Here is a 23,512-nt window from a genome sequence, read left to right on the forward strand (position 1 = left end):
GCTCAGCCCCGCAGCGCCGCCACGATCGCGTCGAGCCCGTCGGTCAGGGCGGCGGGACCCGGCTGCAGGATCAGTGGCGACTTGATCTCGACGATGCGCCCGTCGCGCACGGCGGGGATCTCCTGCCAGCCCGGCCGCGCAGCGATCTTCTCCGGACGCACCTTCTTGCCGCACCAGGAGGCCAGGATCACGTCCGGTGCGGCCGCGATCACAAGCTCCGGCGCGACGAGGCGGTCCTTCGCCGCCTTTTCCCCGGCCAGCCCGGGAAAGACGTCGTCGCCGCCGGCGATCGAGACCAGTTCCGACACCCAGCCGATGCCGCTGATCAGCGGCTCGTCCCATTCCTCGAAGAAGACGCGCGGTCGGGCACGACCGGCGGCTGCCCGGGCGATGTCGGCCAGCCGCGCCTCGTAGCGCCTCGCCAGCGCCTCGGCCTTCTCCGCCGCGCCGACGAGGGCGCCGACGGTGCGGATCATGGCCAGGATGCCGGCGACGTCGCGCTGGTTGAAGGCATGCACCGCGATGCCGGCGCGGATCAGTTCCGCGGCGATGTCGGCCTGCAGGTCCGAGAAGGTGAAGACGAGATCCGGCTCCAGCGCCAGGATCTTCGGGATGTCGGCCGAGGTGAAGGCCGACACGCGCGGCTTCTCCCGGCGCACCCGGGCCGGCCGCACCGCATAGCCGGACACGCCGACGATGCGGGCGTCCTCGCCGAGCAGATAGAGCGTCTCGACCGTCTCCTCGGTCAGGCAGACGATGCGTTGCGGCGGATATCGTTTCATCGGCGTCTCGTTTTCCCCTCTCGGGGGAGCGGCATGCGGTCGAAACGGTCTTCGGCTCTGCGGGGTCTTCGCGCAAGCCCCCGCCTGCCGGTTCCCGGCGCCGCCGGCCCCCACTGGCCCAGCGGCGGCCTTCGCTTGGCTCACCTGTCTTGCGACCCGGCCGCAGTCTTGCCCGCCCGCACGGGAAGCCTAAGGTGACGACCGGGCCCGGCGTCGTCGCGCCGGCCGGAGAAGACAAGGACCGCATGAACCGCATCGACGCCGCACCGCGCATCCTCGCCACCCGGGCACAAGCTTGACGACCGTCGCGCCAGCGGCGCCACCACCCGGCACGGCGGGGCACTGGCTGATGATCGCCACGCTCGCCGCCGGCAATTTCGCCATCGGCATGGGCGCCTTCGTGGTCATCGGCGTCCTGTCGCCGCTCGCCGCCGACCTCGGCCTCTCGAAGACCGGCGCCGGCCTGGTCATGACCATCTACGCCGTCGCCTATGCCGTGCTGTCGCCCCTGCTGGTCGCCGCCACCGGTCGCCTCGGCCGCCGCGCCGTGCTCGCCCTCGGGCTCGCGATCTTCGCCCTGTCCGCGCTGCTCGCGGTCGTCGCCTGGAACGGGCCGGCTCTCTATGCGGCGCGCATCCTTGCAGCCGTCGGCGGCGGCCTGTTCACGCCCGTGGCCGCGAGCGTCGCCTTCTCGGCCAGCCCACCGGAAGCGCGGGGCAGGGCGCTCGCCCGCGTCTTCCTCGGCATGACGCTCGCCCAGGCGCTGGGAATCCCGCTCGGCAGCTTCGTCGGCTACACCTTCGGCTGGCGCGCCGCCTTCGCCATCGTCCTGGTGCTCAGCCTCGCGACCCTGCTGCTCGTGCTGCGCACCGTGCCGCGCCGCGTGGCGTTCCAGCCCAACTCCCTGCGCACGCTGGTCGAGGCGCTGGCCGACTGGCGCAGCCTCGTCTCGATCCTGGTGACGGCCACCATCATGGCCGCACCCTACTTCGTCTACACCTTCGTCACGCCGCTGCTCGAGGCGCGGATGGGATTCGGGCGCGACGGCGTCGCGCTCGTGCTGCTGGCCTACGGCGCCGGGGCCGTGGCGGGAAGCTGGGCGGCCGGCATCTGGACGGATCGCTTCGGTCCGCTCGGCACCATCTACGGGGTCCTGGCCGCGCAGGTGCTTCTGATGCCGGTCTTCTCTTTCCTTCCTGTTCCGCTGCCCGTGCTGCTGCTCGTCACCTTCCTCTGGGCCATGTTCGGCTGGTCCTTCCTCGTGCCGCAGCAGACCCGCCTCATGCGTCAGGCGCCGCAGCGCCAGGCGGTGGTGCTGTCCCTCAACGCGGCCTGCATCTATGTCGGCGCCTCGCTCGGCTCGGCCCTCGGCGGCGTCGTCGCCGAGAATCTCGGGCTCGACTGGCTGGGACTGGCGGGAATGCTCGCGGTTCTGCTCGCGACGGTGCATCTTTTCATCTCCGAATCGCTTTTCCGGAAGCGCCCCGCGACGTGACGGCGCCTGTCGCGCCCGGGAGCCCGGCACGCGGTCAGAGCCTGGCGGCACGAGGGTGTCGCGCGCCCGGTCCGACGTCGCGGCCCGCACCGTTGACGATAATCAAACGAATGATTAAATTATGAAGATGATCATGTCCTCCGCCGCCTCCGAAGCCAGCCGCGACCCCAGCGGGGCCGACCAGACGCGTTTCGCGCTGATCCAGGCGGCGCTGAAGCTGTTCGGCGAGAAGGGCTTCGACGGCACCTCGACGCGGGAGATCGCGACGGCCGCCCGGGCCAACATCGGTTCGATCGCCTATCATTTCGGCGGCAAGGAAGGGCTTCGCTCCGCCTGCGCCGAGCACATCGTCGAGGCGGTGGGCGCCATCGCCGCGCAGGCGATCGGTCCGGCCGCCGGCGCTCTGGCGGGACCTATGGACCGCGAGACGGCGCGCGCCATCCTGCATGCCGTCGCCGAGCGCTTCGTCATGACCGTCGTCGGCAACCCGCAGGCCGTCCCCTTCGTCCAGTTCGTGCTGCGCGAACTGTCGCAGCCGACGATCGCCCTCGAGCGGATCTACGACGGCGTCTTTGAGCCCAACCACAAGCGCTTCTGCCTGCTGTGGGAGAAGGCGACCGGCCAGCCGGCCGATTCGCGGCAGACGATGCTCACCGTGTTCACCATCGTCGGCCAGGTCATGTATTTCCGCATCGCCCGCGAAGCGGTCACGCGGCGCATGGGCTGGGCCGACATCGGCGCGGCCGAGGGCAAGGCCATCGCCGCGGCCGTCTGCGCCAACATCGACGCCATGGTGGCGGCAGCCCGTAAGGAGTGATCGCTCATGCCCTGGTTCTGCGCCCTTCCCTTCGCCGCGCAGCTCCTCGGCGCCTGTGCCGCGCCCGCGCCGCTGGCGGTCGGCTACGTCGAGGGCGAATACGTCATGCTGGCGCCGATCGAGGTGGCGCAGGTCAAGGGCCTGGCGGTCCGCCGCGGCGACCGTGTCGCGGCCGGAACGCCGATCGCGCGGCTGGAGGACGCCGACGCGACCATCGCGGTCGCGCAGGCCGAAGCCGCGCTGGCGCAGGCCGACGCGCAGCTCGCCGACCTGCGGCTCGGCAAGCGCCCCGAAGAGGTCGCGGTGCTCGAGGCGGCCCTTCGGTCGGCGCGCGCCGAGGTCGCCGAAGCCGCGCGCGGCCTTGCCCGCGTCCGCGATCTCTTCGCCCGCGGCATCGCCACGCAGGCGCAGCTCGACGAAGCCTCCACCGCAGCCGAGATCGCCGAGGCGGCACGCGGACAGGCCGAGGCCAACCTCGCCGTCGCCGGCCTCGCCGCCCGGCCGGAGGCGATCCGGGCGGCCGAGGGCCAGGTCAGCCAGGCGCAGGCCGCACTCGACGATGCGCGCTGGCGCCTCTCCCAGCGGACCATCGGGGCGCCGGCCGCGGGCCGCGTCTCCGACGTCATCCGCAATCCCGGCGACATAGCCGGCCCGTCCGCGCCCGTCGTCGCGATGCTGCCGGACGGCGCGGTCAGGCTGAAGGTCTACCTGCCCGAGCCCGCCTTCCACGCCGTGAGCGTCGGCGACCGCCTCGCCGTCCGCTGCGACGGCTGTCCCGACGGACTGACGGCGCGCGTCTCCTACGTCTCGCCGGACCCGGAGTTCACCCCGCCGGTCATTTATTCGCTCGAGACCCGCCAGAAGCTGGTCTACCTCGTCGAGGCGCGGCCGGAGGACGGCGCCGACCGTCTCCAGCCGGGTCAGATCGTCGACGTCGAGCTGGCGCGCTAGCCGCGGCGGGGGGAGGCGGAGCGCCATGAACGCCATCGAGGTCTCGGGTCTCGTCAAGCGCTTCGGGTCGAAGACCGTCGTCGACCACGTTTCGATGACGGTCGCCGAAGGAGAAATCGTCGGCTTCCTCGGCCCCAACGGTTCCGGCAAGACCACCACGATCCGCATCATGTGCGGCCTGCTCACGCCCGACGCGGGCGAGGGCCGCGTGCTCGGCCACGACATCCGCACCGAGGGCCTGAAGATCAAGCGGCAGGTCGGCTACATGACGCAGAAGTTCTCCTTCTACGAGGACCTGACGATCGCCGAGAACCTCGAATTCGTCGCCCGCCTCTACGGCCTGCGGCCCGTCAGCGAGCATGTCGGCCGCACGCTCGACGAACTCGGCCTCGCCTCGCGCCGCGACCAGCTCGCCGGCACCCTGTCGGGTGGGTGGAAGCAGCGGCTGGCGCTCGCCGCCTGCATCATGCACCAGCCGAAGCTGCTGCTGCTCGACGAGCCGACGGCCGGCGTCGACCCGAAGGCCCGCCGCGAGTTCTGGGACGAGATCCACCGGCTCGCCCGCGGCGGGCTCACCGTGCTGGTCTCCACCCACTACATGGACGAGGCCGAGCGCTGCCACCGCATCGCCTATATCTCCTACGGCCGGATGCTCGCCGCCGGCACGGTGGCCGACGTGGTGCGCGATGCCGGGCTGACGACCTTCCTCGTCTCGGGTCCCGATCTCCACCGCGTGGCGGAAGCCCTGCGCGGGAAGTCCGGCGTCGAGCAGGTCGCCCCCTTCGGCGCCATGCTGCACGTCGTCGGCCGGGACGCCGCCGCGCTGCGGGCCACGCTCGACGACGTCGCTGCCGGCAGTGCGGTGACCATCACGCGCGGCGAGACCAGCCTCGAGGACGTCTTCATCCAGTTCATGGCCGGCTCGAAGGACAACATGGCATGAACGCGGTCTTCTCCTTCGGCCGGCTGGGTGCGCTGCTCGCCAAGGAGTTCATCCAGATGCGGCGCGACCGGCTGACCTTCGCCATGATGCTGGGCGTGCCGCTGATGCAGCTCGTCCTGTTCGGCTACGCCATCAACAACGATCCGAGGAGCCTGCCCGCCGCGCTGGTGGCGATGTCGGGCGACCGCTACACCCGCGCCATCGTCTCGGCGCTGCAGGTCACGGACTACTACCGCTTCGACCACGTGGCGGGCAGCGCCGCGGAGGCCGAGGCGCTGATGGCCGCGGGCAAGGTCTCCTTCGTGGTGACCATCCCGGCCGATTTCGCCCGCCGCGTCGACCGCGGCGAGAGCCCGCAGATCCTGGTCGAGGCCGACGCCACCGACCCCTCCGCCTCCTCCGGCGCGATCTCCACCCTGTCGACGCTGGCGGCGCGCGCCCTGCTGCGCGAGCGCGGGCTGGAGCATCATGCGGCCGAGAGCGCGAAGGCGAACCTCGAGGTCGTCGTCCACCGCCGCTACAATCCGGAAGGCATCTCGCAATACAACATCGTGCCGGGCCTGCTCGGCGTCATCCTGCAGATGACCATGGTGATGATGACCTCGATGGCGCTCACCCGCGAGACCGAGCGCGGCACCATGGAGAACCTGCTCGCCATGCCGGCGAGCCCGGTCGAGATCATGCTGGGCAAGGTGCTGCCCTTCCTCGCCGTGGGTTCGGTGCAGGTGACGGTCGTGCTGGTCGCGGCCAAGGGCCTTTTCGGCGTCCCCTTCGTCGGCTCGATGCCGCTGCTGCTCGCCGCCATCCTCGTCTTCGTGCTGGCGCTGGTGCTGCTCGGCTACACCATCTCCACCGTGGCGCGGACGCAGATGCAGGCCATGCAGCTGACCTTCTTCTTCTTCCTGCCGTCGATCCTGCTCTCGGGCTTCATGTTCCCCTATCGCGGCATGCCGGACTGGGCGCAGGTGCTCGGCGAGATCCTGCCGCTCACCCATTTCCTGCGCGTCATCCGCGCCGTCATGCTGAAGGGCGCGGACTTCGCCGCCATCGCGACCGAGGTCGCCTGGCTCGCCGGCTTCGTGGTCGTCTTCGGCGGGCTGGCGCTCGCCCGCTTCCGGCGCACGCTGGACTGACTCAGGCCGCGACCCGCGGGCGGCCGCTGGCGGTGGCGACGAGCAGCGCCTCGACGAAGCTGCGGCTGCCCTCGACCGTCGCCGCCTTCACCTCGCGCTCGATCGTCACCTGCGCGTCCTGCGCGCCGGCCGCTTCCGCCCGCTCGGCGGCGAGCCGTGCGATCTCCACTTCGGCGGCGGCCATGGCCTCTTCTTCCGACAGGAAGTCGCGCATCGTCTCGCCGGCACTCATCCTGAACAGCCCTTCCTTCGGCTGGCTGACGCGGGCCTCCGCCGTCACCCGCACCTGGCCGACCACGGCGCCGAGGGCATTGGCGACGTCGGCATCGGGCGGCAGCACGCAGTCGTTGCCGACCAGCGGCGGCAGGCCGGCATAGTGCAGCGACGCCGAGGCGCCGAGCCCGACCACCGGCCGGTCGAGCGCCACCGCGATCCCCGAGATGCCACCCCTGGCGTCCATCGCGCGCTGCACCAGCGGATGGGCGACGGTCGCCGCCCCATCGAGCCCGTCCTCGGCGAAGCCGGTCTCCAGGATCACCTCGGCCGAGCGCCGGGTGAGCGCCGACAGCACGCGCTGCGCCATCGCCTCGGGCGAGGCGGCGATCGGCTGGCCGCGCCCGTCGCGCCGCCGCGCGAAGAGCTCGGCGCCCATGCGGGCGGTCGCTGCGTCCCAGTTCGACTGCAGCGAAAGCACGTGGGCGGCGTCCGACGGCGTGAAGCCGCAGACATGGACGAGGCCGCGCGCCACCAGCCGGTTCAGCGTCGCCGCCTGCGCGGTCGAGGCGAGCAGCCGGTCGAGCGGCTGCGGCTCGGCGGTGATGGTGGCGAAGAGCTTGGCCTCCGGCGCCGACAGCCCCGCCTCCAGATGCGCCGGCACGCCGGTGCGCAGCGCGAAGCGGCCGTCCAGGCGGCCGGGGTTCGGCGCCCGCAGCTGCCGCTCCAGATGCTCGCGCACGACCGCGCCGTGCCGCATGCCGGCGAGCGAGAGCGGTACCAGCCGGCGCGGCCCGAGCTTCAGCGCCGGTTCCAGCCCGCCGTCCTCCAAGGCGATCTCCGAATCGCCGCCGAGGCCGAAGGTGCGCATCGCCACGGCCTCCACCATGGTGCGGAAGCCGCCGACGGTGGCGCCCTCCGGGTCCAGCCGCGGCCGGCCGCGGTCGAGCACCGCGACGTCGGTGGTGGTGCCGCCGATGTCGGAGACGACCGCTTCGTCGAGCCCGGTCATGTGCCGCGCGCCGACGAGGCTCGCCGCCGGACCGGAGAGGATGGTCTCGATCGGCCGCGTGCGGGCGAAGGCGGCCGAGACCAGCGCACCGTCGCCGCGCACCACCATCAGCGGCGCCGCGATGCCGCGGCGGGCGAGAAAGCCCTCGGTCGCGGCCACCAGCCGGTCGATCATCGAGATCAGGCGGGCGTTGAGCAGCGTCGTCAGCGCCCGGCGCGGCCCGCCGAGCTTCGACGACAGTTCGTGGCTCGCCGTCACCGGCAGCCCGGTGCGGGCGCGGATCATGTCGCGCGCGGCGATCTCGTGGGCGGGATTGCGGGTGGAGAAATAGGCGGCGACCGCGAAGCCCGACACGCTGCCCGCGAGGTCGGGCAGCCGCGCCTCGAGCTCCGACAGGTCGAGCCGCGCCGCATTGCCGTGCACGTCGTGTCCGCCCGGGCACTCGACCAGCGGGTCGCCTCCGAGCGCGGCCGAAAGCCCGTCGCGCGCCAGATCCTCCGGCCTGAAGCCGATCATCACTAGCGCCACCCGCCCGCCCTGGCCCTCCACCAGCGCATTGGTGGCGAGCGTCGTCGACATGGAGACGAGCTTGATCGCGGCCGGATCGACCGCCGCCTGCGCCAGCACCGCGTCGACCGCGCCCGAGATGCCTTCGGCGAGGTCGTGTCGCGTCGTCAGCGCCTTCGCCTTGGCCACCACGCCTGCGGAGGGCGACCACAGCACCGCGTCGGTGTAGGTGCCGCCGGTGTCGATGCCGAGGAAGAGCGTCTGCGGGTCGGGTGCCATGGATGCCGGATGGGTTCGGGTCGGGAGGATGCGGGATGGCCGGTGGATGCCGCCCGTCCTGCAGAGAGATCGCGTCGCCGATCCATAGCGCCTCGCCCGAGCCGCGCCAACGGCACGGGCGACACGGCCTGCCGGGATTGCGGCGGGCGCAGCGCCTGAACTCGGACGACACCGAACCGCCGGGAAATGCGGGGACGGTTGACCGAATTCCGGCGAAGGGTGCGGGCGCTTCGCCCGGCGCTGCCCGGGCGTTCCGGGCGGCGCTGAACCGACGGGGAAACGCAGGGACGGTTTCCCGAATTCTGGCGAAGGGTGCTGCCATTTCGACCAGAGCGGCCCCGAATTCGGGTGACCCGCTCCGCCGTGTCGACCGGAGGGCCCCCGAACTGGGTAAACCGTCCCCGTATTTCCGCCAGCGTCCTGTCGTTCAGCGCCAACACCTGCGGGCCGGGAGGCGGCTCTGCCGCCCGGCCTGTCGGGGTGCGGGGATCTGCGGGGCTGCCGGCGCAGGGACGGTCATGGCCACGGCCGCGGCGCGGCCGGCGCAAGGACGTGTCGGGCGCCCGCGGCGGCACGGCTCGCCTTACGACGTGTCGGGCGCCCGCGGCGGCAGGACGGGGGCGCGTTCGAGCGTGAGCGCGCCGGTACCCGGGCCGCAGGCGGTCCTGTCGGGCACCCGGTCGCGGCCGCCGGAGCGTTCCAGCACGGCGCCGAGCACCATGGCGAGCCAGCGCAGGCGCCAGGCCATCAGGACGGCATCCATCGGGCCGGCGTCGCCGGGGCCGGCCGCGGGCGCGAGTTCGGCCGCCAGAACAGCCGGCTTGATGCCGAGTTCCCAGGCGACGTGGTCGAGCGCGACGCGTTCGCCGCGGCGCAGGAAGAACAGCACCAGCCAGCGCACCGGATGGGCGCGGCAGGCGGCGGCATCGGCGAGGCCGGCCAGCGCGACCAGCGTCGCGATGATCCTCCTCAGCTTCCGTCCATCCCCCCGCGACCCGCCCACGCTCTCGTCCTCCTTCGACCGAGGGGCAGTATGGAGCCGGGGATCGGGGGTGTGGAAAGAGACGGCGAAATTTCGTGCAAGCGGTTGATTTCGCTGGCGGTGACGCGGACGTTTCTTCCTGCACGCCACGTCCGTCGTGCCGGACGTCGACCGTCCCGGACTGGTCCGGCGGGGTCCCCCCCTCCGCCTCGCTGCGCTCGGCACCTCCCCCCCACTGCGTGGGGTTGGAGGATGGGCGGCAGCGCTGGCGGCGGTCGGTCCTCCACCCCACGCAGTGGGGGCGGAGGTGGCGTCGCGAAGCGACGACGGAGGGGGGGCGGCGACGCTGGTGGATGCGGCGGCGATCGTGACCACGGCGACGACCGTGGACGGCGCCGACAGAGGGACGGCGCCGGCGGTCGGCGGCGCGTGCCTCGTCGTGCGCCGGATCGCGGGGCGCGGCCGGCGAGGCATGGATCCCGGATACGGCGTCCTGCGCTGCGCTTGGACGCCGTTCCGGGATGACGAAGGAAGGGAGGCGGCGCGAGGGTGGCGGGCTATCCTCCACCCCACGCAGTGGGGGCGGAGGTGGCGTCGCGCAGCGACGACGGAGGGGGGGACGACGCTGGAGGATACGACGACGACCGTGACGACGGCGGCGGCGGAGGGACGGCGCCGGCGACGACTGCGCCGACGGTTGGCGGATTGAGCCTCGTCCTGCACCGGATCGCAGGCATGTCCGGCGAGGCATGGATTCCGGACACGTCGTCCTGCGCTGCGCTTGGACGCCGTTCCGGGATGACGAAGGTGTGGGTGGCGATCTTCAGCCCTTGAGGCCTCGGCCACCGTCTCGATGTGGCCACCCCGCGCGCCACGTCATTCCGGCGCCGCGCAGCGGAACCCGGAATCCAGAATGGCTACCGAGGCGGATATGCGCGGCGATCGAGCCCCTGCCTTGGGGCGCCGACGCTCTGGTTTCCGGGTTCCGCCGCGCGGCCCCGGAATGACGCCGATGATCGAGACCGCACGGCTGACCTTCGATGCCAGCCTGCAGACGCTCCGGCAAGGCAGAGTTGATGACGAAGGCGGAGGGCCGGCGCGAGGAGGACGGAGGTCGCGGCCCCGCCGAGCGCCGGTGCGCTTGCGGCGGGGGGCGCCGAAAGGGCGGCGGGGGATCGTCGCTTTTCCAGGAACACACGGCTTCCGGCGGAGTTGTTCGCAGACACGGCGGGACGTACCGCCGTCCGCAACACCAACCAGGAAGGGAGAATCCGATGGGACTCTTCACCCGTGACATCAAGACCATGGACGATCTGTTCGTGCACCAGCTGCAGGACGTCTACTATGCCGAGAAGCAGATCCTGAAGGCGCTGCCGAAGATGATCGACAAGGCGACCAGCCCCGAACTGAAGGCCGGGTTCAAGCAGCATCTGACCGAGACGGAAGGCCAGGTGGAGCGCCTGGAGCGGGTCTTCAGGATGCATGGCGCCGAGCCGAAGGCGGTGGACTGCCCGGCCATCGACGGCATCGTCAAGGAGACCAACGAGGTCGCCGGCGAGATCGCCGACAAGCAGGTGCTGGACGCCGCGCTGATCGCCTCCGCGCAGGCCGTCGAACATTACGAGATGACGCGCTACGGCACGCTGGTCGCCTGGGCGCGCCAGCTCGGACGGGAGGATTGCGCCGCCGTGCTGCAGCAGACGCTCGATGAGGAGCGGGCCACCGACGAGAAGCTGACGCGGCTCGCCGAGAGCGGCGTCAACAGGAAGGCCGCCGCCGAATAGAGCGGCCACCGGCCGGGCCGCAAGCCCGGTTTGGGCCAGGGAAAGGCCGGTCCGGTATCGCCGGGCCGGCCTTTTTCCGTGGATGGTCAGGCATTGCCGATCAGCACGCCTGCCGCGAGCACGAGCGAGCCGCCGAGCACCACCTGCAGGGCCGCGCGCAGGAAGGGCGTTTCCATGTAGCGGTTCTGGATGAAGGCGATGGCCCAGAGCTCGACGAAGACGACGATGGCGGCGATGACGGTCGCGGTCCAGAAATGCGGGATCAGGTAGGGCAGGGCGTGGCCGAGGCCGCCGACAGCCGTCATGATGCCGGAGGCGAGCCCGCGCTTGACCGGCGATCCACGGCCCGACAGCTTGCCGTCGTCATGCGCGGCCTCGGTGAAGCCCATCGAGATGCCGGCGCCGACCGAGGCGGAGAGGCCGACGAGGAAGGTCTGCCAGGTGTCGCCGGTGGCGAAGGCGGCGGCGAAGATCGGCGCCAGCGTCGAGACCGAGCCGTCCATCAGCCCGGCGAGCCCCGGCTGGACGTAGGTGAGGATGAACTGGCGCCGCTCGGTCGACACTTCCTCGCGCTTGGCGCTGTCGGGCACATGCTCGGCCTCGAGCTCGTGCGCCCGTTCGCCATGGCCGGATTCCGCCGCCGCGAGGTCGCCGAGCAGCTTGCGCGTGCCGGCGTCGGAGGTGCGCTTCATCGCCTCGCGGTAGAAGCGCTCGGCCTGCCGCTCCATCTCCTCGGCCTGTCCGCGCACCTTGTCGATGCCGAGCGGCCGCACCAGCCAGTCGGGCCTGCGCTGGTAGAAGCCGCGCACGTGCTCGCGCCGGATCAGCGGGATGCGCTCGCCGAAACGGGCGCGGTGCAGCTCGATCAGCGCGGCGCGGTGGCCGTCCTCCTCCTCCGCCATGCCCTCGAACACCTTCGCCGAGCGCGGGAACGCCTCGTGCAGCCCGTCGGCATAGGCGCGGTAGATGCGGGCGTCGTCTTCCTCCGAGGAGATGGCGAGCGCCAGGATCTCCTGCTCCGACAGCGAATCGAAGGAGCGGCGCGACAGGCCGAAGACGCTGGTCAACATGAGCGGATGCCTCTTGTTTAGAATAGTTCTAAAGTAGGCGCGGGAAGGGCGGAGGTCAACCGCCACGGCCCGCGGCGGGCGTGGCGGCCGGCACGCCCGCGGCGCGTCGTTCCGGACAGACGCTCCGCGCTCCGCGCGGCGCGTCTTCCGGAATGACGCGACCGCGTGCCCCTGCCTTCTCCCGAATAGCGGCCAGGACGAATCGATCTGCACGACCTTCGTGCGATTGACGCGCCGGTTCCCCTGTGGTGAACGCTCTGCGAGGACGATGCGCGGCCAAGCGCGCGACGCGACCAACCGGGAGAGACCTTTCATGACCGACCGCATCGAGATCGACGGCCTGAGCATCGCGCGCGAACTGCACGACTTCGTGGTCGCGGAGGCGCTGCCGGGGACCGGGCTCGACGCGGCCGCGTTCTGGTCCGCCTTCGCCGCCATCGCGCACGATCTGGCGCCGAAGAACCGCGCGCTGCTCGCGACGCGCGACGAAATGCAGGACAAGATCGATGCATGGCATCGCCAGAATGGCGCGCCATCGGACCTTGCCGCCTACAAGGCGTTCCTGTCGGAGATCGGCTACCTGCTGCCCGAGGGCGAAGCCTTTTCGGTGACGACCGGGAACGTCGATCCCGAGATCGCCACCGTCGCGGGGCCGCAGCTCGTGGTCCCGGTGATGAACGCGCGCTATGCGCTGAACGCGGCGAATGCCCGCTGGGGCTCGCTCTACGACGCGCTCTACGGCACCGACGCGATCGCGGAGGCCGACGGGGCGGAGAAGGGCAAAGGCTACAATCCGAAGCGCGGGGCGAAGGTGATCGCCTGGGCACGCCGCTTCCTCGACGAGAGCGCGCCGCTCGACCGCGCCTCGTGGAGCGATGCGAAGGGCTTCGACGTGGCGCATGGCCGCCTCGTGGTGACGCTCGCCGACGGGACGATGACCGGCCTCGCCGACGGCACGCAGTTCGCCGGCCATGTCGGCGACGCGGCTGCGCCGTCGAAGATCCTGCTGAAGAAGAACGGCCTGCATGTCGAGATCGTGATCGACGCCACCTCGGCGATCGGCCGCGACGACCCGGCGCAAATCTCCGACGTCTGGCTGGAATCGGCGCTCACCGCGATCATGGACTGCGAGGATTCGATCGCGGCGGTGGACGCCGAGGACAAGGTGGTCGTCTATCGCAACTGGCTCGGCCTGATGAAGGGCGACCTGACCGAGGAGGTGGCCAAGGGCGGCTCGACCTTCACCCGCAGGCTCAACCCCGACCGCGAATACGTGGCGGCCGACGGCGCGGCGCTCGTCCTGCCGGGCCGCTCGCTGATGCTGGTCCGCAACGTCGGCCACCTGATGACCAACCCGGCCATCCTGCTGTCGGACGGCAGGGAGATCCCCGAGGGCATCATGGACGCGATGCTGACGGCGGCGATCGCGCTGCACGACGTCGGCGCGGGCGGCCGGCGCAGGAACAGCCGCGCCGGCTCGATGTACGTCGTCAAGCCGAAGATGCACGGCCCCGAGGAAGTGGCCTTCGCGGTGGAGCTGTTCTCGCGCGTCGAGGACGCGATCGGCATGGCCCGCAACACGATCAAGATGGGCATCATGGACGAGGAGCGCCGCACCACGGTGAACCTCAAGGAATGCATCCGCGCCGCCCGCGAGCGCGTCGTCTTCATCAACACGGGCTTCCTCGACCGCACCGGGGACGAGATGCACACCTCGATGGAGGCGGGCCCGATGATCCGCAAGGGCGACATGAAGCAGGCCGCCTGGATCCAGGCCTACGAGAACTGGAACGTCGACATCGGGCTGGAATGCGGGCTCGCCGGCCACGCGCAGATCGGCAAGGGCATGTGGGCCATGCCCGACCTGATGGCGGCCATGCTGGAGCAGAAGATCGGCCATCCCAAGGCCGGCGCCAACACCGCCTGGGTGCCCTCGCCGACGGCGGCGACCCTGCATGCCACGCATTATCACACGGTGGACGTGACGGCGGTGCAGGCGACGCTGAAGAGCCGGCCGCGGGCGAAGCTCGACGACATCCTGTCGGTGCCGGTGGCGACGCGGCCGAACTGGTCGCCGCAGGACGTCCAGAAGGAGCTCGACAACAACGCGCAGGGGATCCTCGGCTACGTCGTGCGCTGGATCGACCAGGGCGTCGGCTGCTCCAAGGTGCCCGACATCAACGACGTCGGCCTGATGGAGGACCGCGCCACGCTGCGCATCTCCTCGCAGCACATCGCCAACTGGCTGCGCCACGGCGTCTGCAGCCAGGAGCAGGTGATGGAGACGATGAAGCGCATGGCCGCGATCGTCGACCGGCAGAACGCCGGCGACCCGCTCTACCGGCCGATGGCCGCCGACTATGACGGCTCGATCGCCTTCCAGGCCGCCTGCGACCTCGTCTTCAAGGGCCGCCAGCAGCCGAACGGCTACACCGAGCCGGTGCTGCATGCCCGCCGGCTGGAACTGAAGGCGCGCGACCGCGCCGGCTGAGACACCGGCACGGCGCGCGGCGGCGTCGCTTGTCGCCGCGCCCGGCATTGCCTATGCCTCGTGCGATGAAGATTCTCGCCATCGACACGGCGGCCGAATGGTGCGCCGCCTGCCTCTGGGACGACGGCTCCGGCCGCCTCCTCGGCTCCGAGGCGCGCGACATCGGCAAGGGGCACGCCGAGGCGCTGATGGGCGTGATCGGCGCGGCGCTCGACCGGGCAGGCGCTTCTTATCCTGACGTCGGGGCCATCGCCGTCTCGGTCGGACCCGGCTCCTTCACCGGCGTGCGGATCGGCGTCGCCACCGCGCGCGGCCTCGCTCTGGCGCTGAAGGTACCCGCGACCGGCGTCGGCACGTTGGACGCTCTTGCCTTCGAAGCCGAGCCGCTGGCGCGGGGACGGCCGGTGCTGGCCGTGCTGGACGCCCGGCGCGAGGAATTCTACGCCGCGCTCTACGGCCCGGGCGGGGCGGTGCATGCGGCGCCGGCGATCCTCGACCTCAGGGCCGTCGCCGCGCTCGCGGGGCTGATGAAGCCGCTGATCGTCGGTTCCGGCGCGCGACAGGCCGCAGAGGCGGCCGGCCTCGACCCGGACGCCACCGCGCTGACCGACCGGCGCACCGCCGGCATCGAGAGTTTCGCGCGGCTCGCCGCCCGGATCGGCTTCGGCGGCGAGAGGCCGCGCCCGCTCTATCTGCGGGGGCCTGACGCGCGGCCGCAGGACGGCTTCGCGCTGCCGCGGAGCGGCGCCTGATGCGGGTTCCCTTCCTCTCCGGCCGCAAGCGCGACTTCGTCGTCGACCGCCTCGGTGCGGGCGACGTGATGGCGCTCGAGACGCTGCACAGGGAGGATTTCGCGCGGCCCTGGAGCCATGTCGAATTCGCGAGCCTGCTCGACCAGGAGCCGGTGTTCGGCTTCGCCGCGCGCGAGGTCGGCCGGCCCGGCGTCCAGCCGTCGGGCTTCGTGCTCGCCCGCCAGGCGGCCGGCGAAGGCGAGATCCTGACCATCGCGGTGGCGCGGGCGGCCCGCCGCGGCGGCCTCGGCTGGGCGCTGATGGACGCGGTGCTGCGCGAACTCTATGCCGAACGGGCCGAGGCGCTGTTCCTGGAGGTCGACGAGACCAACCTGCCGGCGCTGACGCTCTACCGCCGGCTCGGCTTCCGCGAGGTCGGGCGCCGCCCCGCCTATTACGAGCATGCCGGGACCCGACCGACCGCCGCGCTTGTCATGCGCCGCGATCTTCGCTAGCCGCTGCGGTCGCAGGGCGCGAGGCCGCGCTCGCCGGGGGAATGGACAGAGGCATGATCGGCCGGTTGCGGATCGCGGTGATGCTGGCGCTGGTGGTCGCGGTGACGCCGGGCGCGATCCTGCTGCAGATGGCCGTCCTGCGCACCCGCCTCATGCATCCCGGCACGCTGCCGAGGCTCTGGCACCGCTTCGCGCTGCGGCTGCTCGGCATCCGCGTCCATGTCGAGGGCGTTCCGGCCGCCGGCCGGCCGCTGCTGATCGTGGCCAACCACGTCTCGTGGAGCGATATCTGCGTGCTCGGCTCGCTCGGCGCCTTTTCCTTCGTGGCGAAGGCAGACATGGCGGCATGGCCTGTCTTCGGCCTGCTCGCCCGCCTGCAGCGCTCGGTCTTCGTCGAGCGCGAGCGCACGCGCGCCTCCCACCTCCAGGCCAGGGAACTCGGCGACCGGCTCGGCGCCGGCGAGGCGCTGGTTCTGTTCGCCGAGGGCACGACCTATGACGGCAACGCGGTCGGCCCCTTCAAGAGCACGCTCTTCGGCGCCGCGCAGGCGGCGCTGGCCGGCCAGCCGGGCCTGGAGACCGTCCACGTCCAGCCGGTCTCGATCGCCTACACGCGTCTGCACGGCATGCCGATGGGCCGCTTTCACCGCACCCATGCCGCCTGGATCGGCGACATGGACCTCGTGCCGCACATCGGCGGGCTGCTGCGCGAGGGCGGGATGGATGTGGAGGTGCGCTTCGGCGACCCGATCCCCTTCAACCGCGGCAGCAATCGCAAGGAGATCGCCCGCCTGACCGAGGCCGAGGTCCGCCGCAGCATGTCGCTGTCCCTGCGCCGGCCGCGCCCGTCCTCCGCGCGGTGACCCGGCGGCGCCGAACCGGTGCTTCCGGGCGACGACCTTAACCCGTTTTTCATTTCCCCGCGATAGCTGTTGATGAGCCAACCATTTTGGGTCTCCACGATTCCCGTCAAAGTAGGAATCGCGGAGCAACCTCCGGTTACTTTGGGGGGCGGCCGGCGCCGCCGAGGGGTACGACATGAACTTGAAGAACCTATCGATCTCGACCAAGCTCGCGACCGCTTTCGCGACGGTCGTCCTGATCATCGTGGCGATGAGCGCGGCAGCGCTCTGGAACCTTGCACGGATCGACCATGAGAACACCCAGGCGGAAGCGACCAAGGGACGGGCCGCCATCGCGATGAGTGCGCGGCTGAGCCTCGCCCGTGTCGAGAACTCCTGGCGCGGCTTCCTCCTGTCCAACGACGACTACTATCTCGGACGCGTCGACAAGCACGAAGGCGCGATGCGCGACCGGATGAACGAGCTGCGGCAGATCGAGGCAGCCAACACCGCCAAGGTCGCCGAAGTGGATGCGATCCTGTCAGCCATGTCGCGCTATCGCGCGGAGGTCATCGAGGCCGGCAAGCCGCTCGCGGCCGATCCGATGCGCCGCAACGAAGCCATCCGCATGGTCGGGCCGGACGGCCTCGCCGACGAGCTGATCACCCCGATCGAGGACGGCATCGACGCCATGATCGCCGAGGAGACCGCGGCGAACTCGCAGGCCTCCGCCGTCCTGAGTGACGACGTCGGCCTGGCCCAGACCGCGCTCTGGATCGGGCTCGCCATTGCCGTCGTCATGGCGGCCGGCCTCGGCGTCCTGCTGTCGCGCATGATCGCCACCCCGATCCGCTCCCTCACCGGGACGATGGGCAAGCTGGCGGCCGGCGACAACTCCGTCGACATCCCGGCCGTGGAGCGCCGCGACGAGATCGGCCAGATGGCGCAGGCCGTCCAGGTGTTCAAGAACGCCGCCATCGAGAAGCTCCGCGTCGAGGCGCAGGCGCTGGACCTGCGCTCTTCGAGCGAGGCTGAACGGGCGCGGGTCGAAGCCGAGAAGCAGCGCATGGCCGAAGAGGACCACATCGCCGTCACCGCGCTGGCCTCCGGCCTCGCCAGCCTCGCCAAGGGCGACCTGACGCACCGCATCGAGGCGCAGTTCGCGCCGAAGACGCAGCAGCTGAAGGACGACTTCAACGCCGCGATGGCACAGCTGCAGGACACCATGACCGGCATCTCCTCGGCCATCGCCGCGATGAAGACCGGCACCGGCGAGATCAGCCAGGCGGCAGACGACCTGTCGCGCCGCACCGAGCAGCAGGCCGCCTCGCTGGAAGAGACCGCGGCCGCGCTGGACGAGATCACGTCCACCGTGCGCCAGACCGCCGAAGGCGCCCGCAAGGCCGCCGACGTGTCGAAGCAGGCCCGCTCCGGCGCGGAGAAGTCGTCGGAGGTCGTGCGTCAGGCGGTCCGCGCCATGTCGCAGATCGAGAAGTCGTCCGACGAGATCGGCCAGATCATCGGCGTCATCGACGAGATCGCCTTCCAGACCAACCTGCTCGCGCTGAATGCGGGCGTCGAGGCGGCGCGTGCCGGCGAGGCGGGACGCGGCTTCGCGGTCGTGGCCCAGGAAGTGCGGGCGCTGGCGCAGCGTTCTGCCGAAGCCGCCAAGGAGATCAAGTCGCTCATCTCGACCTCCACGGTGCAGGTGAACGAAGGCGTGGGCCTCGTGGGCCAGACCGGCGAGGTGCTCGAGCTGATCGCCAGCCAGGTCACCGAAATGTCCGGGCTGGTGCAGAAGATCTCCGAATCCGCGCAGGAACAGTCGACCGGCCTCGCCGAGGTCAACACCGCGGTCGGCCAGATGGACCAGGTCACCCAGCAGAACGCCGCCATGGTGGAGGAATCGACCGCCGCCAGCCACTCGCTCGCCCGCGAGGCCGAGCAGCTGGCCGGGCTGATCTCCCGCTTCAATCTCGGCTCGTCGCGCGGATCGGCCGCCCGGCCGGCCCACGCCGCACCGGCCCATCGCCCGTCTCCGGCGCCGGTGGCGCAGATGCGCACCGTCGGAGGCCGCGGCCAGTCCGCCGCACGGGCTCCGGCTGCCGACGCAGACGGCTGGGAAGAATTCTGAGCGCGACTGTCCGACACGCATCGGGAAGAAAGGCCGCATCCGCAAGGGTGCGGCCTTTTTCGATGAGGCTCCCGTCATGTCCAGGCCGGGCCGCGCGCGACCGACGTCGACCGCCGCCCGGCCGGGACGCAGTGCAGATGTGAGCCCAGTAAAGATCGCTTAACTTCGGTTTAATTTCTCAAGATTATACAATAGAGCAATTTCCGGCAATGAAGTCCGACCGTCTCGACACGCTGCCGTGACATGCCCGTCTCCAGCAGGACGGTCATGCGCGGATGGACGCGGGACGGGCCGGCGTTCCTCGAAGGCCACCAGATGAAGAACCTCAGCATTTCGGCGCGTCTCTATGCGCTCGTCGGACTAGGCTTCCTGCTCTCCGTCGCGCTGACCGCGGCGATGCTCTTCAAGACCCAGGACCAGGTGGAGAACGAGCGCCGAGCGATGCTCGCCGCCATGAACGAGAACGCCGTCAGCGTCTTCGACGCCTACCACAAGCTCGAACTGAGCGGCGAGCTCTCGCAGAAGGAGGCGCAGTCCCGGGCAATGAGCGCGATCGGCGCCATGCGCTACCAGGGCAACGGCTACTTCTTCATCCAGAACATGGACCTGATCATGCTCATGCATCCGATCGCGCCATCGCTGAACGGAACCGATCAGTCCGGACTGAAGGACAGCCAGGGACGGCTGGTCGCCGTCGAGATGCTGAAGAAGGTGAAGGAGGACGGGGCCGGCTTCGTCGACTACGAGTGGCCGAAACCGGGTGCGGACGTACCGGCGGAGAAATTCGCCCACGTCAAGGCTTTCGCGCCGTGGGGGTGGTTCGTCGGCACGGGCGTCTACGTCGACGATCTCGACGCCCTGTTCATGAGCAACATGCTCGAATACGGCATCGTCCTCCTGATCGGTCTCTGCATCCTCGTGCCGCTCAGCTTCCTGATTGCCCGCAGCATCGCGCGACCCGTCGGCGAGCTGACCGGAACCATGGGAAGGCTCGCGGCCGGCGACAACTCCGTCGCCATCCCGTCCATCGATCGCGGCGACGAGATCGGCCAGATGGCGCAGGCGGTGCAGGTGTTCAAGGACGCCGCGCTGGAGAAGATCCGGCTGGAGGCGCAGGCGGTCGACATGCGCGACAGCGCCGAGGCCGACCGCGCCAGGAGCGAGGCGGAGAAGGCGCGCGAGGCGCAGGAGGACCACGCCGCCGTCACCGCGCTGGCCTCCGGCCTGGCCAGCCTCGCCCGGGGCGACCTGACGCACCGCATCGAGGTGCAGTTCGCGCCGAAGACGCAGCAGCTGAAGGACGACTTCAACGCCGCCATGGCGCAGCTGCAGGATACGATGTCGGGCATCGCCGGCGCGATCGCGGCGATGCGCACCGGAACGTCCGAGATCAGCCAGGCGGCCGACGATCTGGCGCGCCGCACCGAACAGCAGGCGGCCTCGCTCGAGGAGACCGCCGCCGCGCTCGACGAGATCACCACGACCGTGCGCAAGACGGCCGCAGGCGCCCGCAAGGCAGCCGAGGTCTCGCGCGATGCCAAGGGCGGCGCCGACCGCTCGTCGGAGGTCGTGCGCCAGGCGGTCCGCGCCATGTCGCAGATCGAGAAGTCGTCCGAGGAGATCGGCCAGATCATCGGCGTCATCGACGAGATCGCCTTCCAGACCAACCTGCTCGCGCTCAACGCCGGCGTCGAGGCGGCCCGCGCCGGCGAGGCCGGCAAGGGCTTCGCCGTGGTCGCCCAGGAAGTGCGGGCGCTCGCGCAGCGCTCGGCGGAGGCGGCCAAGGAGATCAAGGCCCTGATCTCGACGTCGACCGCGCAGGTCAACGAGGGTGTGGGGCTGGTCGGGCAGACCGGCGAGGTCCTCGAACTGATCGCGGGGCAGGTCGCCGAGATGTCGGGCCTCGTGCAGAGAATCGCGGAATCCGCGCAGGAGCAGTCGACCGGGCTCGCCGAGGTCAACACCGCCGTCGGCCAGATGGACCAGGTCACCCAGCAGAACGCCGCCATGGTGGAGGAATCCACCGCCGCCAGCCACTCGCTCGCCCGCGAGGCCGAGCAGCTGGCCGTGCTCGTCTCCCGCTTCCGCACCGGCGAGGCGCGCGGCGCCGCCGCGCCCTCCTATCGAAGCGCCCAGCCGGCGCGGCGTCCCGCGGCGCCCGTCACGCAGCTGCGCACCGCCGGCGGCCGGGGCCAGTCCGCCGCCGCCGCGCCCTCGGCCGACGCCGGCGGCTGGGAGGAATTCTAGACCCGCCGACCCGGCGGCGGACCGGCTTCGCAGCGGGCGGCGACGCCGCGAGCCGCAGCTTGCCCTTGTCAGGCCTCGGCCAAAACCGCTAAGAGCCGGGAATGACCGAGACCGCACTGCTGGGCGGCGAGACCGCCCTGACGCCGCAGGATGGCCAGGCGCAGACGAAGAAGGTCTTCGTCAAGACCTATGGCTGCCAGATGAACGTCTACGATTCCCAGCGCATGGCCGATGCGCTGGCCGCCGACGGCTACGCGCCGACGGCCGAGATCGCAGACGCCGACCTCGTGCTCCTCAACACCTGCCACATTCGCGAGAAGGCGGCCGAAAAGGTCTATTCCGAGCTCGGACGGATTCGCGCCATCAAGGCCGAGCGCGCCGGCCGCGGGCGCGAGATGGTGATCGGCGTCGCCGGCTGCGTGGCGCAGGCCGAGGGCGAGGAGATCATGCGCCGCGCGCCCGCGGTCGACATCGTCATCGGGCCGCAGACGTACCACCGTCTGCCGGACGCGGTGCGCAAGGCCCGCGCCGGCGGCCGCGTGATCGAGACCGACTATGCGCTGGAGGACAAGTTCGAGCACCTGCCGCAGCCGAAGCCGGGTGCCGTGAGGAGCCGCGGCGTCACCGCCTTCCTGACCGTGCAGGAGGGCTGCGACAAGTTCTGCACCTTCTGCGTGGTGCCCTACACCCGCGGCTCCGAAGTCTCGCGCCCCGTGGCGCAGATCGTCGCCGAGGCCGAGCGGCTGGCGGCGTCCGGCGTGCGCGAGCTGACGCTGCTCGGCCAGAACGTCAACGCCTGGCATGGCGACGGCCCGGATGGCCGGACCTGGGGCCTCGGCGAGCTTTTGTTTCGCCTGGCCGAGATCCCCGGCATCGGACGCCTGCGCTACACGACGAGCCACCCGCGCGACATGAACGACGCGCTGATCGCCGCCCATCGCGATCTTCCCGCCCTCATGCCCTACCTGCACCTGCCCGTGCAGGCGGGTTCCGACGCGATCCTCAAGGCGATGAACCGCCGCCACAGCGCCGACGACTATCGACGGCTCGTCGACCGCATCCGCGCCGCGCGGCCCGACATCGCGCTGTCGGGCGACTTCATCGTCGGTTTCCCCGGCGAGACCGACGCCGATTTCGAGGAAACGCTGCGCATCGTCCGCGACGTCACATTCGTGCAGGCTTACTCGTTCAAATATTCTCCGCGCCCAGGAACACCGGGTGCCGAGATGGCGTTTCACGTCGAGGAAGGCGTCAAGGACGAGAGGCTCCAGCGCTTGCAGGCTCTTCTGGTGCGACAGCAGCGGAATTTCGCCGACGGCCTCGTCGGCCGCCGCACCGACGTGCTGATCGAGAAGCCGGGCCGCGGACCGGGCCAGTGGGTCGGCCGATCGCCTTGGCTGATGCCGGTGATTCTGGATGAAAAGCCCGGGGAAATCGGCGACATTGTCGACGTTCGAATCACGCGGACGGGAACCAACAGCCTCCACGCCGAAGCGCTATGACGTCGGCGGCGGGCAGGATCGGGAGACGAGGTTGAACGCGGCGACAGATGTGAAACTCAGCCCCTCCGGGGCGTCCGACATGGCCCACATCGTCCTGACCTTCGACAACAACAAGCATGCCAGCGCCGTCTACGGCCAGTTCGACGAGAATCTCGCCCGTGTGGAGCAGCAGCTCGGCGTCGACATCCGCTCCAAGGGCAACCAGCTCTCCATCAAGGGCACGCCGCAGGCCGCCGAGCAGACCCGCCGGGCACTCGACTATCTCTACGACCTCGCCCGCAAGGGCGCCGTTCTCTCGGGCTCGGAGGTCGACGGCGCGGTGCGGATGGCGGTCGCCGCCGACGACCAGCTGACGCTGCCCACCCTCGAAAAGAAGGGCCGCATGGCCGCTGCCCAGATCTCGACGCGCAAGCGCACCATCTTCGCCCGCACGCCCAACCAGGACGCCTACATGCGCGCGCTGGACCGGGCGGAGCTCGTCTTCGGCATCGGGCCGGCCGGTACCGGCAAGACCTACCTGGCCGTGGCTCACGCGGCCATGCTCCTGGAGCGCGGTCTCGTCGAGCGCATCATCCTGTCGCGCCCGGCGGTCGAGGCGGGCGAGCGGCTCGGCTTCCTGCCCGGCGACATGAAGGAGAAGGTCGATCCCTACCTGCGGCCGCTCTACGACGCGCTCTACGACATGATCCCGGCCGACAAGGTCGAGCGCGCGCTGGCGGCGGGCGTCATCGAGGTCGCGCCGCTGGCCTTCATGCGCGGCCGGACGCTGGCGCATTCGGCGGTGATCCTCGACGAGGCGCAGAACACCACCGCCATGCAGATGAAGATGTTCCTGACCCGGCTCGGCGAGAACGCGCGCATGATCGTCACCGGCGATCCGACGCAGATCGACCTGCCGCACAACGTCAAGTCCGGTCTGGTGGAAGCGCTGCACGTGCTCGAAGGCGTGCCGGGCATCGTCACCGTCCGCTTCGAGGACAAGGACGTCGTGCGCCATCCGCTGGTGGCCGAGATCGTGCGCGCCTACGACCGCTTCGGCAGCGGCGGCCGCAACGAGGCGAAGGTATGAGCCTCGCCTGGCC

Annotated in this window: 18 protein-coding genes; 14 read left to right on the forward strand and 4 right to left on the reverse strand. The window is 70.8% G+C overall.

Translation table 11 applies throughout. The features are described from left to right. Positions 1 to 2: 2 nt before the first annotated feature. Positions 3 to 782: a cobalamin-binding protein gene (locus tag IAI54_RS23670; protein ID WP_187969510.1), complete on the reverse strand. Its 780-nt coding sequence runs from the start codon at positions 780 to 782 to the stop codon at positions 3 to 5. A 295-nt stretch (positions 783 to 1,077) separates the two neighbouring features. Between IAI54_RS23670 and IAI54_RS23675 the strand changes: the two genes are divergently transcribed. The 5 genes from IAI54_RS23675 to IAI54_RS23695 all read left to right on the forward strand — a co-directional run bounded on the left by IAI54_RS23675 (position 1,078) and on the right by IAI54_RS23695 (position 6,121). Continuing rightward, positions 1,078 to 2,277, forward strand: a complete 1,200-nt coding sequence (locus IAI54_RS23675) for an MFS transporter (protein WP_187969511.1) — start codon at positions 1,078 to 1,080, stop codon at positions 2,275 to 2,277. A 127-nt stretch (positions 2,278 to 2,404) separates the two neighbouring features. Next, positions 2,405 to 3,094 (forward strand): CerR family C-terminal domain-containing protein, encoded by a 690-nt coding sequence (locus tag IAI54_RS23680; protein WP_420838320.1) that lies wholly within the window; start codon positions 2,405 to 2,407, stop codon positions 3,092 to 3,094. A 6-nt stretch (positions 3,095 to 3,100) separates the two neighbouring features. After that, on the forward strand, positions 3,101 to 4,045 hold the full coding sequence (locus IAI54_RS23685) for an HlyD family secretion protein (RefSeq protein WP_187969513.1): 945 nt from the start codon (positions 3,101 to 3,103) through the stop codon (positions 4,043 to 4,045). A 25-nt stretch (positions 4,046 to 4,070) separates the two neighbouring features. Continuing rightward, entirely contained in the window at positions 4,071 to 4,988 is a 918-nt protein-coding gene (locus IAI54_RS23690; protein WP_187969514.1) for an ABC transporter ATP-binding protein, read from the forward strand. Next, complete coding sequence (locus IAI54_RS23695; protein WP_187969515.1) at positions 4,985 to 6,121, forward strand: ABC transporter permease; 1,137 nt, start codon at positions 4,985 to 4,987, stop codon at positions 6,119 to 6,121. Before IAI54_RS23690 ends, IAI54_RS23695 begins: the two co-directional genes overlap by 4 nt. A gap of 1 nt (position 6,122) precedes the next feature. On the opposite strand, the gene IAI54_RS23700 is transcribed toward IAI54_RS23695, so the two are convergent. Continuing rightward, on the reverse strand, positions 6,123 to 8,132 hold the full coding sequence (locus tag IAI54_RS23700) for a hydantoinase/oxoprolinase N-terminal domain-containing protein (protein WP_187969516.1): 2,010 nt from the start codon (positions 8,130 to 8,132) through the stop codon (positions 6,123 to 6,125). Positions 8,133 to 8,715: 583 nt separating this feature from the next. Further along, positions 8,716 to 9,135 carry a hypothetical protein gene (locus IAI54_RS23705; RefSeq protein WP_187969517.1) on the reverse strand — a complete coding sequence of 140 codons (420 nt, stop codon included), beginning with the start codon at positions 9,133 to 9,135 and terminating at the stop codon, positions 8,716 to 8,718. 1,253 nt (positions 9,136 to 10,388) lie between these two features. On the opposite strand from IAI54_RS23705, the gene IAI54_RS23710 reads away from it, so the two are divergent. Then, complete coding sequence (locus IAI54_RS23710; protein ID WP_187969518.1) at positions 10,389 to 10,898, forward strand: YciE/YciF ferroxidase family protein; 510 nt, start codon at positions 10,389 to 10,391, stop codon at positions 10,896 to 10,898. 86 nt (positions 10,899 to 10,984) lie between these two features. Here IAI54_RS23710 and mbfA read toward each other — a convergent pair whose 3' ends face one another. After that, positions 10,985 to 11,968, reverse strand: a complete 984-nt coding sequence (mbfA, locus tag IAI54_RS23715; protein ID WP_187969519.1) for an iron exporter MbfA — start codon at positions 11,966 to 11,968, stop codon at positions 10,985 to 10,987. 313 nt (positions 11,969 to 12,281) lie between these two features. On the opposite strand from mbfA, the gene IAI54_RS23720 reads away from it, so the two are divergent. From IAI54_RS23720 to IAI54_RS23755, 8 genes are all read left to right on the forward strand, one after another. Beyond that, complete coding sequence (locus tag IAI54_RS23720; RefSeq protein ID WP_187969520.1) at positions 12,282 to 14,459, forward strand: malate synthase G; 2,178 nt, start codon at positions 12,282 to 12,284, stop codon at positions 14,457 to 14,459. A 65-nt stretch (positions 14,460 to 14,524) separates the two neighbouring features. Further along, complete coding sequence (gene tsaB, locus IAI54_RS23725; protein ID WP_187969521.1) at positions 14,525 to 15,211, forward strand: tRNA (adenosine(37)-N6)-threonylcarbamoyltransferase complex dimerization subunit type 1 TsaB; 687 nt, start codon at positions 14,525 to 14,527, stop codon at positions 15,209 to 15,211. After that, the gene (locus IAI54_RS23730; protein ID WP_187969522.1) at positions 15,211 to 15,705 is read left to right on the forward strand and encodes a GNAT family N-acetyltransferase; all 495 of its coding nucleotides are present in this window, start codon (positions 15,211 to 15,213) and stop codon (positions 15,703 to 15,705) included. Before tsaB ends, IAI54_RS23730 begins: the two co-directional genes overlap by 1 nt. 53 nt (positions 15,706 to 15,758) lie before the next feature. Continuing rightward, complete coding sequence (olsA, locus tag IAI54_RS23735) at positions 15,759 to 16,568, forward strand: lyso-ornithine lipid O-acyltransferase (RefSeq protein ID WP_187969523.1); 810 nt, start codon at positions 15,759 to 15,761, stop codon at positions 16,566 to 16,568. A gap of 175 nt (positions 16,569 to 16,743) precedes the next feature. Continuing rightward, positions 16,744 to 18,681: a methyl-accepting chemotaxis protein gene (locus IAI54_RS23740; protein WP_187969524.1), complete on the forward strand. Its 1,938-nt coding sequence runs from the start codon at positions 16,744 to 16,746 to the stop codon at positions 18,679 to 18,681. A gap of 315 nt (positions 18,682 to 18,996) precedes the next feature. Further along, positions 18,997 to 20,928, forward strand: a complete 1,932-nt coding sequence (locus IAI54_RS23745; RefSeq protein ID WP_187969525.1) for a methyl-accepting chemotaxis protein — start codon at positions 18,997 to 18,999, stop codon at positions 20,926 to 20,928. Between the two features lie 101 nt (positions 20,929 to 21,029). Beyond that, entirely contained in the window at positions 21,030 to 22,430 is a 1,401-nt protein-coding gene (gene miaB, locus IAI54_RS23750) for a tRNA (N6-isopentenyl adenosine(37)-C2)-methylthiotransferase MiaB (RefSeq protein ID WP_187969526.1), read from the forward strand. A gap of 79 nt (positions 22,431 to 22,509) precedes the next feature. Next, on the forward strand, positions 22,510 to 23,499 hold the full coding sequence (locus tag IAI54_RS23755) for a PhoH family protein (RefSeq protein ID WP_187969527.1): 990 nt from the start codon (positions 22,510 to 22,512) through the stop codon (positions 23,497 to 23,499). The last annotated feature ends 13 nt before the right edge of the window (positions 23,500 to 23,512 follow it).

This window comes from Aquibium microcysteis (genome assembly GCF_014495845.1).
Taxonomy (GTDB): Bacteria; Pseudomonadota; Alphaproteobacteria; order Rhizobiales; family Rhizobiaceae; genus Aquibium; species Aquibium microcysteis.